Source organism: Fluviicola sp., from assembly GCF_030151805.1.
In the GTDB taxonomy this organism is placed as follows: domain Bacteria; phylum Bacteroidota; class Bacteroidia; order Flavobacteriales_D; family Crocinitomicaceae; genus Fluviicola.
In genome coordinates this window covers 1-9,110 of record NZ_JASLCN010000177.1, presented here as the reverse complement: position 1 = coordinate 9,110, position 9,110 = coordinate 1, and the positions used below count along the sequence as shown (strand labels likewise).

8 protein-coding genes are annotated in these 9,110 nt (G+C 39.5%); 4 read left to right on the top strand and 4 right to left on the bottom strand.

Annotated elements, in window-relative coordinates; translation table 11 throughout:
• The first annotated feature begins 778 nt into the window (after positions 1-778).
• Positions 779-2,698 (top strand): alpha/beta fold hydrolase, encoded by a 1,920-nt coding sequence (locus tag Q1V93_RS06760; protein ID WP_300663070.1) that lies wholly within the window; start codon positions 779-781, stop codon positions 2,696-2,698.
• Between the two features lie 137 nt (positions 2,699-2,835).
• Here Q1V93_RS06760 and Q1V93_RS06755 read toward each other — a convergent pair whose 3' ends face one another.
• A complete protein-coding gene (locus Q1V93_RS06755) occupies positions 2,836-3,522 on the bottom strand; it encodes a CPBP family intramembrane glutamic endopeptidase (protein WP_300663069.1) in 687 nt (228 codons plus the stop codon).
• 69 nt (positions 3,523-3,591) lie between these two features.
• Complete coding sequence (locus Q1V93_RS06750; RefSeq protein WP_300663068.1) at positions 3,592-4,185, bottom strand: HD domain-containing protein; 594 nt, start codon at positions 4,183-4,185, stop codon at positions 3,592-3,594.
• Positions 4,186-4,367: 182 nt separating this feature from the next.
• Here Q1V93_RS06750 and Q1V93_RS06745 point away from each other — a divergent pair, with 182 nt between their 5' ends.
• Positions 4,368-4,901: a GNAT family N-acetyltransferase gene (locus Q1V93_RS06745; protein ID WP_300663067.1), complete on the top strand. Its 534-nt coding sequence runs from the start codon at positions 4,368-4,370 to the stop codon at positions 4,899-4,901.
• 9 nt (positions 4,902-4,910) lie between these two features.
• Here the strand turns inward: Q1V93_RS06745 and Q1V93_RS06740 are convergent, their stop codons facing one another.
• Positions 4,911-5,390: a hypothetical protein gene (locus tag Q1V93_RS06740; RefSeq protein WP_300663066.1), complete on the bottom strand. Its 480-nt coding sequence runs from the start codon at positions 5,388-5,390 to the stop codon at positions 4,911-4,913.
• Between the two features lie 368 nt (positions 5,391-5,758).
• Here Q1V93_RS06740 and Q1V93_RS06735 point away from each other — a divergent pair, with 368 nt between their 5' ends.
• Both Q1V93_RS06735 and Q1V93_RS06730 read left to right on the top strand, forming a co-directional pair.
• A complete protein-coding gene (locus Q1V93_RS06735; RefSeq protein ID WP_300663064.1) occupies positions 5,759-7,177 on the top strand; it encodes an SUMF1/EgtB/PvdO family nonheme iron enzyme in 1,419 nt (472 codons plus the stop codon).
• A 20-nt stretch (positions 7,178-7,197) separates the two neighbouring features.
• Positions 7,198-8,199 (top strand): T9SS type A sorting domain-containing protein, encoded by a 1,002-nt coding sequence (locus Q1V93_RS06730; RefSeq protein WP_300663062.1) that lies wholly within the window; start codon positions 7,198-7,200, stop codon positions 8,197-8,199.
• An 89-nt stretch (positions 8,200-8,288) separates the two neighbouring features.
• Here Q1V93_RS06730 and Q1V93_RS06725 read toward each other — a convergent pair.
• The coding region (locus Q1V93_RS06725) for a hypothetical protein (protein ID WP_300663060.1) at positions 8,289-9,110 on the bottom strand (822 nt) is incomplete at its 5' end.

Below are 9,110 nucleotides of genomic sequence, written 5' to 3'. Positions count from 1 at the left end.
CTGGGATTCGAACCCAGGACCCATACATTAAAAGTGTATTGCTCTACCAGCTGAGCTACGGAATCTTCTTTTTTTCTGTGCCTCACTCGATCGTGATTGCGGGTGCAAAGATAGGTATCTTTTGTGTTTATGCAAGCAGTTTGGCGAAAAAAAATCAAGTTTTTTTTATCTTTTCCGCTAACACGCTGAATTTAAGGATGAAATTAATTGCTTTTTTTTTAACGTCAAATTAAGATATCCCCGATTTTCCCCGATTTGCGCTTTTCCTATTTGAGTGGGTAAGTTGAGTGCTCTTTTTCTTTTGACATCATTTTTGATCTATTTCTCATTCTGACATGCTATCTCTCGGCTTTTTCGTCTTGTGAGACGGAGCCTCCACCTTCGTCCGCTATAGCGGACTCTTCTTTCAGAGTGAGAACAGAGAACGAGAATGAAGGAGGGTGGCGATCTTCTAATCTTTCTTGAACAATTGATTCTATTCCGTTTCCAAACATTCAACACGGCTCGAATCTTGTTGGTTTTCAGACTCGAATTTCTTTCCGGGAATTCTTAAGCACTTCACTATTTTCCGGAATTATTGTGTACTATTGAAACCATATAACGAAAACTATTCGCGAAAATTCCTGAAATTCAGTGTGAAACCGATATCAATCAGTTGTAAATGTTTGGACCCCAAATTTTAAAGGTCTTTTTGGTAGAGGAGCTTCTGGCGGAATCATTCAATTGAAGGTTCAAGCGGTTTGAACAGAGAAGGATCGTACTTTAATACAGGTTTGTAATGAAATTTCTATTGACTATCTCCTTTTTAATCTATAGCGTAACATCATTTGCTCAATCAGACAACCTGAGCTCGATAGGTATTCCGGATTCTGCCTTACAAATCAAAGACCCGGGAATTAACAAGTATAGAAGTACGATCGATTTTCCAATGTTTGCCGGCTGGAGCAAAAACGGAAAAAAGATGCTTTTTAATGGAGGTAAAAGCGTGTATAGCATGAAAGGGCCGACAGCTAATATTAATGAGCTGCATCACTTAAATAAGTCATTTGATGAAAATCTTTCACCCGACCAGAAAAGCTTTCTTTATTTTGAAGATACAGATGGTGACGAAAACTATCGAATATTCCTGTATGAAATAGCTGGTAATAACATAACTGCAATTTCAGATACAGGTTGCAGATCTTACGATCCTTACTGGTCACCCGACGGAAAACAGATCGTATATAAGTCCAATAAGCGGGACAAATACCATAGTGATCTTTACCTCCGCGAAATGAAAGCGCCGTTTAATGAAAAGCTCATTTTTAAAGATGTAACAGATGAAGGTGTAATTTTAGATTGGGATAAAAAAAATAACCGGATCTTGTTGAGCAGGATCATTTCAGAAAACGACAAAGAACTGTATCTCCTCGATCTCGAAACCCAAACCTCGAAACAAATTAATCCGGGTAAAAACCAAATTGCGTACTCTGCTGCCTTATTTCTGTATACAAAAGACGCAGCATTGGTGGTTTCGGATGAACAAAGTGAATTCAGACATCTCCATCTCTATGACTTCAAAAACAGTACTTTTTCTGATCTGACTAAAACACTCAACCGGGACATCAATGATCTGGCGTATAACAGCAAAAGTGGTAAGATTGTTTTTGTTGTCAATGAAAATGGCTACTCTGGTATTTACCAGATGGATACAAATAACTTTAACTACCGGAAAATTGATGGAATTCCGGAAGGCGTTGTCAAAAACCTTAAAATGAGTCCTGACGGGAAAAGATTTGCGTTTAATCTTTATGGAAGCACCTTTTTTAAAAAGGTTTTTGTTTACGATCTAACCAAAGCACATCTTGAACAATGTGTGCAAAAGGGTAAGAGCTACATAGAGAATAGTGATTTTGTAAAACCGGAATACTTTACTTATCAAAGCTGGGACAAAGACAGTGGTAAATTCATAAACATTCCCGCTTTTATATACCTTCCTAAAAACAATAAACAAAACAGAGACCGATTTCCTGTACTGATTGATGTTCACGGAGGTCCGGAATATCAGGCAGTACCAACTTTTAACCGGTGGTTTCAATATTTGCTTAATGAGTTGGGGATTGCAGTAATTGTTCCCAATGTAAGAGGATCAAACGGGTACGGTAAGTCTTATATGAAAGCGGATGATCAGATCCTGAGAGAAAATGCCGTAGATGACATTGGTGCTTTACTCAATTGGATCGCCTCACAAAATAAATTAGATCCATCGCGTGTAGCAATAAGCGGAGAATCTTATGGAGGTTATGTATCCTTATCTTCACTCATCCATTTTCCGGATCAATTAAAATGTGCAATAGATATCGTTGGAATTACCGATTTTGTCGGTTACCTGGAGAATACAGCAGCTTATCGAAAAGATTTGCGAAGAGTAGAATTTGGTGATGAACGAATAACAGAAATCAGGGATTTTCTTAACCGGATATCACCTTACAATAAAGTGGATCAGATTTTAGCTCCTGTATTTATCGCGCAAGGATATAACGACCCTCGCGTATACTACAAACAATCGGAAGATATCGTACAGCGACTTCGTGAAAACAATCAAACAGTCTGGTACCTGATGGCAAAAAATGAAGGGCACGGTTTTCAAAATGCAGAGAATATCAATGTGCAACGAAATAGTGTAATCATCTTCCTGAAAAAATATTTACTCGAATAAGGGAAAAACGATATTGAGCATTGAAATGCTCCACGCTGCGTTTCTTACACAATCTGGTGCTTAAAGAGACGTCATAATTTTTGGTGTATCACTATTTCAGAACGAAACGCTTTTTGAATGAAAACCACAGAAGGTTGTTAAACCAGTTTCCGTTTTTTGATATAATTCAGATACCACCAGGTGAGAAGAGGCAATGCCGTTATCTGGAATAATAACACTGCCAGAGAAGCAATTCCTTGTAGTTCATTTGTGTTGGCTTTTATGAAAAGTTGTGCTCCCAACGGACCGCTTGAAAAAATGATGATATTGAAAAAGTTCCATCCGAAATGTAAACCGATGGGCAGATAAAGAGATTGGGTTTTAGCAAAACCATAGGCTAACGCCAGTCCCAATATTGCTGTCATCAAGAATACAACCACCATAAGCACAGGATTACCGAATGCATTGTAGGAAAACAGATGATAAATTCCGAATGAAACAGCGGATAGAATACATGCTGGTTTTATCCCCCATATCTTGATGAATAAGTATAAAATAACCCCTCTGAATACAAGTTCTTCAAATAGGACAGATACAAAAGTCCACCAGGTACTTTTTAATACGATTGCCGGTGTTATTTGCTTATTCAGTATCCAGTTGTTACCGGCAAGAGATGTTTTGAATAGATGATAAAGGATACAACATACTCCTGATAGTAATAAACCAGTACCCAGCATGATTATTCTGCTTCTGGTGGGTGCAAAACCTAAAACGCCCAGGTTTTCTTTAGCAAAAAACCAGAGTAAAAGCCAGGAAATGGCTAATCCTATTAAAATACCAGTCATAGTGATTTGATGAATTTTACGTAAATCTAATAAATATGAAAAGGTATTACGATTCTTTCAGGACCAATTTCATTCCTTCTTCAAAATCCCTTTTTCAACACTTTCATCAAGCAGTTGTTCTGCAAAATTCCAAATAGTGTTCGAACCTTCTTTGATCACGCTCTTTTTTTGATGAACCTTTTCAAAACTCACATCAAATTCTTTCCAGGTTCCGCCGTTGTTGGAAGTGTTTTGCAGTAAAGGTTCCAATCGGTCCATAGACTTTGCAAACTTAGCTTCGTCTGTTTCACCGGCTTCAAATTCTTCCCAGATTGCAATCAGCTCTTGAGCCTGTTCGCCCGGAAGCAATCCGAAAATGCGGTTCGCAGCCAGGCGTTCTTCGTCCGTATTGGAATGATTCTTTTGCGTGTCATAGATAAACGTATCTCCGGCATCAATTTCAACGATATCGTGAATCAAAACCATTTTAATCACTTTTAAAAGATCAACAGATTTGTTGGAGTGTTCTGCCAGTACCAGCGCCATTAATGCCAGATGCCAACTGTGTTCCGCATCGTTTTCATTTCTGTCACTGTTAAACAGTTTGGTTTTACGCTGAATGTATTTGACCTTATCGATTTCTTGGATAAAATGGATTTGTTTCAATAAATTTTCAGGGATCATCACTACACGAATTTTATGTTGAAACAAAGATACTTCAATTGAAGGGAGCGGTTTGTTAAACGACCATGCTTTTTCTCTCCGGGAGAGAATGAAATGATCTGGTTTTTTTTTAGATGCAGGGATAATTTATATGTTTGTATTACTAATTATTAGCCGTTTAATGAACAAGCAAATAACACAAAATGACCGGAATTAGTTATCAATTTATGACGCAGGACCAGGTAGATAAACTACAGGAGATTGATCGTTCGGAGTATATTGATTCGACATATGAAGTAAAGGAAGGAGAACTGGTCTATTCGAAAGCAGACTACGAATGTGAAAACTGGAATGCGGAAACCCTGGCTGAAATTAAATCCAGATTTTTGTTCGAACTGAAGCATGCAGGAGTTGCATTAGGAGCATTCGACGGAAATACACTGGTCGGTTTTGGAGTACTCGCACATCAGCACAGAGGCAAACACCAGGATATGTTACAGATTGATTTGATGTACGTTTCAAGAAACTACCGCCGTCGGGGAATAGCAACAATCCTTTTAAAGGAATTAAGTAAAATTGCCAAAGAAAGAGGAGCAAATTATTTGTACATCTCGTCTACGGAAACCAAATCTGCTGTTTCATTTTACACAAACAACGGCGGAAAAATAACGGACGTTTTCGAGCAGGATCTTTTTACCAAAGAACCCGAAGACATACATATGATTAAGAAACTTTAGCCTGAAACCTTAATGCCGGGCTATTCCCAGGTGTTTCCCTTCAATAATGCGTTCTACATGCCCGATTTCTTCTTCGCTTCCGTCATAGAATAACAGAAAACGCCCTTCTTTCAGATGCTGTTCATAAGCAACATGATTTTCTTTTACTCCCAGATCGACTAAAATAGTGGTGATTCCACCTGTCACGACACCCAATTGAAAACCGGCAAATGCACCCACAACAGCTCCTGCGCCAAATAAAAGCCCAAGTCCCGGAATCGCGAAAAGCCCTACGCCGGTTAAAACTCCCAAAGTTGTACCGAGTACCGAACCAATTGCAACGGGTGCAGCAACCAATCCTTTGTTGGAGTGAATGTGCACATGATCATCTATCACCTCAGCGCGGCCAACCAACGATACTTTCGACATATTTACACCGCTTTCACGTAATTCTTCCAATGCTTTGAGAGCTTCAGCGTGTGAATCGAATATGGAAATGCTTTTTTTCATGACTTTAGAATTGAATGGGTTACAGGATGTAAGATACAGCTATTTGGAATAAAAAACGCACAATCTTTGTTAAGAGTCGTTTAATCCGTGCTTAAAAAATGGATTTCATATGCAACAGATTCCACCTGGAATCTCCAGCAATTCGTTGGTTATATTTCTTTCCTTCGAATTTTAACATTGTTGTATCAATAATTGAAATTTACCCTGGAAATAATTTTTAAGTAGTTGATTTTAAAACCAATAGTTTTCAGTGAAAGCCCTGTTTCAGGGAGTTGTAGAGAATGGAGCGCCTTAAAGCCCGCTTAACGTTTTCTTAATTATTCTATATTTGACTTCAGTACAACAACATTACTAACTTACTCTCAAGTATGAAGTCAACACTTATTACTATGACCTTGGGTATTCTCTTTACCCTGGGAATTACAACCATTTCTTATTCGAACAATTTGGTTATCAGCGACGTGACACTTGCCAATGATTCGACTTTAACTTTCAAAGTCAGCTGGGAAAACAGCTGGAGAACAAACAATGCGCCATACAACCACGATGCTGTCTGGCTTTTCATCAAAAAAAGAGACTGTGCTTCACTTCAGTGGTCACATGTAAATTTGAGCCTGTCACCGGGGAATCATTCCACATCTTCTCCGCTGGAAATTTATATTGACGGAAGAGACAATGCAGCAATTACAAAAGGTGTTTTTGTGCGCAGAAGCAGTGCCGGAGCGGGAAATATTTCCGGAGTGACAGTTTCATTGCGTATGCAGGGAGTAACTGCCGGTCAGTATGATTTTAAGGTATTCGGAATCGAGATGGTTCAGATTCCTGCAGGTTCTTTTAACCTGGGAGATGGCGTATCTTCCGGTTTCTTCAAAACAGGAAACACGAACAATCCGTACCTGGTTGGTTCAGAAGGAGCAATCGCCGTTGGTACCGGAGCAACAAACCTATATGCCGCTACAAGTAGTGCTTATTTCCCGGTTGCATTACCGGCAGCTTATCCGAAAGGATTTAAAGAAATCTATTGTATGAAATACGAAATTTCTCAAGGTCAATACGTGGATTTTGTCAATACCTTGCTGGCAGATCAGGGAGCTACAAGACAAATTACAGGTACTGTAAGCCGTTTGGCAATTGCAGGAACCTGGCCTGTACTTGTGGCAAATGCTCCTCACCGCGCCATGTCTCACATGAGTTGGTACGATTTGTTATCTTATTTGGATTGGTCTGCATTGCGTCCTATGACAGAATTGGAATTTGAGAAGGTTGCCAGAGGACCGGTAATGCCGGTTGCGGGAGAATATGCCTGGGGTACAACTTTGATAACGGATGCAAATGTTTTGGTAGCAGATGGAACAGCTACAGAGAACAGTTCTTCTGCGATTACTGCTGGAAGCGGTCTGGCAAATTATGGAAATACAAATATTTTAGGACCAATCCGTTGTGGATTTGCTGCCAAACCCGGAACAAACCGTTTTGAAGCAGGAGCCGGATATTACGGAGTAATGGAGCTGAGCGGAAATATTGCGGAACTGGCAGTGAATAGTATAGACGGTACCGGAGCTGCTTTTTCGGGGGTGCTGGGAGACGGAGAAATTTCACTTTCACCGAATGCGGGCTTTGCGAATGTAGCCGGTTGGCCTTCCGCAGCTGCAGGTGTGGCAGGAGCTTGTTTGAGAGGAGGAAGCTGGATTCAGGCTGAGACAACTCTCAGAACTTCCGATAGAACTCAAAGTGCTTCATTCCCTTCCGGAAGAGTGAATTACTACGGTGGACGCGGAGTACGCTAGAACCTTTAGTCTGAAACAAGATGAGTATATCATTTTTCATACGAACGGTCTTTACAAGTGTATTGTTCCTGTTAAACCTTTTTCATGCTTCGGCGCAGTTCGAAGGTGGACAGGGAAGCGGGTATGATACCTTAAATTTTCCGAATTCCATTTGCAGTTCTTTTTCCGGGGATTCCAATTCCGGTTATGCTGCGCTGCACAATCCCAGTGGCGGAAACTGCTCGATGTTTGCCGGAGATTCAAGTTCCGGTTATACCGCACTGCACAATCCAAGCGGAGGAAACTGTAATATGTTTATCGGCGGAGAATTCTCCGGTCAGAACAATACACAGTATGTGAACCCGAATTCGACCTGTTTTCTGTTTACCGAATCTGCTAATGGTGGAAGCGGTCATTCCGTGAGAGCTTATTCCGCCGACAATCTGAATCAGTGCGCAATCATTGCTTTGGGAGTGGAGGCTTCACCATTGTTTGGAGAACTGGATGAAAATAACCGGGGAAGATTGTATTGGCAAACATATTCCGAACGCAACAATTCCGGCTTTGAAATTCAGAAAGCATTGGACGGACAAACCTGGGAAACAATTGGCTGGGTAGACGGAGCCGGAAATTCCACGATTGCTTTGGAATATGAATTCTTTGACTCGAATTTGTCTTCCGGAGGTCAATATTACCGTTTTAAACAGATTGATTTCGACGGAGTAACATCCTATTCAAATATCGTCATGCTAAGTTTGAAAACGCCAGTTTCCCTGGAAGAAGTTTTTGTCTTGTTCCCGAATCCGGCAAGTCAGTCCAACGGTTTGAAACTGAAAGGCTGGGTAAAGAAAGAATGGCGGGTAGAACTAACGATCATTGATCCTACGGGACGTGTTCTTTTTTCCGAAAAACAAACATTTGACCAGGGAAAAGAAGTCTTCGAATTTCCGATGGAGGTGTTTACTCCCGGAACCTATTATTTATTCCTGAAACCTGAAAATAACGCTTCGAATCTTCGGATTCCGTTTGTGATTATGAATTAAATTCAGAACAGCAAAAAGGGAAGTGAAAGCTTCCCTTTTGTGTTATTTCTTAGATGCATTTAAACTTTCCGAAAAATACGCATTGGTGGTTAAGCGTTTAGGTTTGGAAACTCTTTTTGTAAAAGAGGTAAAAATTGCTCACCGACTACTTGATATTTGGCTCTTGTCAGAAATTGTTTTTTTACGTCTAACAGATCTGTTGGATTTGGCACATATTTTAATCGGTCGTGGATTTCAAGCGACAACGGACTTCCATCCATATTAAATGTAATGATATGTGTGTTTGGCAAATACTCTTCGGATGATTTTGAATAAACCCCTAATTGAGATTTTAAAACACCTCCATATTGAAGTGTCGCAGCCTCAACCTGCAAATGATCAAAGACAATGTGTTCATCTAATTCGCCAACAGTATTGGTAGTGAAAAAATGCAAGTCATTTTTGCTCAAAACCCAAAAACAATCTGTTTCTATCCTTCTTAATTTCACACCAACTACTGATAGAGCAACATTTTTCAGACCGTCACTTGCAATTTCCTGAATTTTCTCACCGGTTGATTGCGGAACAGAAGCAGAAGTAAAAGCGTCAATGGATTTTCCTTTCATCCACATTTTTAATTTTGAAAAATCTTCTGCCAATAATTCTTGTTTGTAAATAGGGTATTTGGTTCTTTCTACGTCGAGATCAATTTCTGCTTTTACTCCTTTGTGCTTTTTGTTCATATAGATCATAAAAAACACACCTGCGATCACCAATACTACTGGAATTAAAAATAGTGGATTCATAAAATTTACGTTGTTTAAGATGTTAATTGATTTTTTTTTGACAAATATATAATATATTGATATATCAATTAAATGAAAATAAAATCGGTTTAAATCTGTGTTTTTATAAGGCGTTGAGTGTGAAAG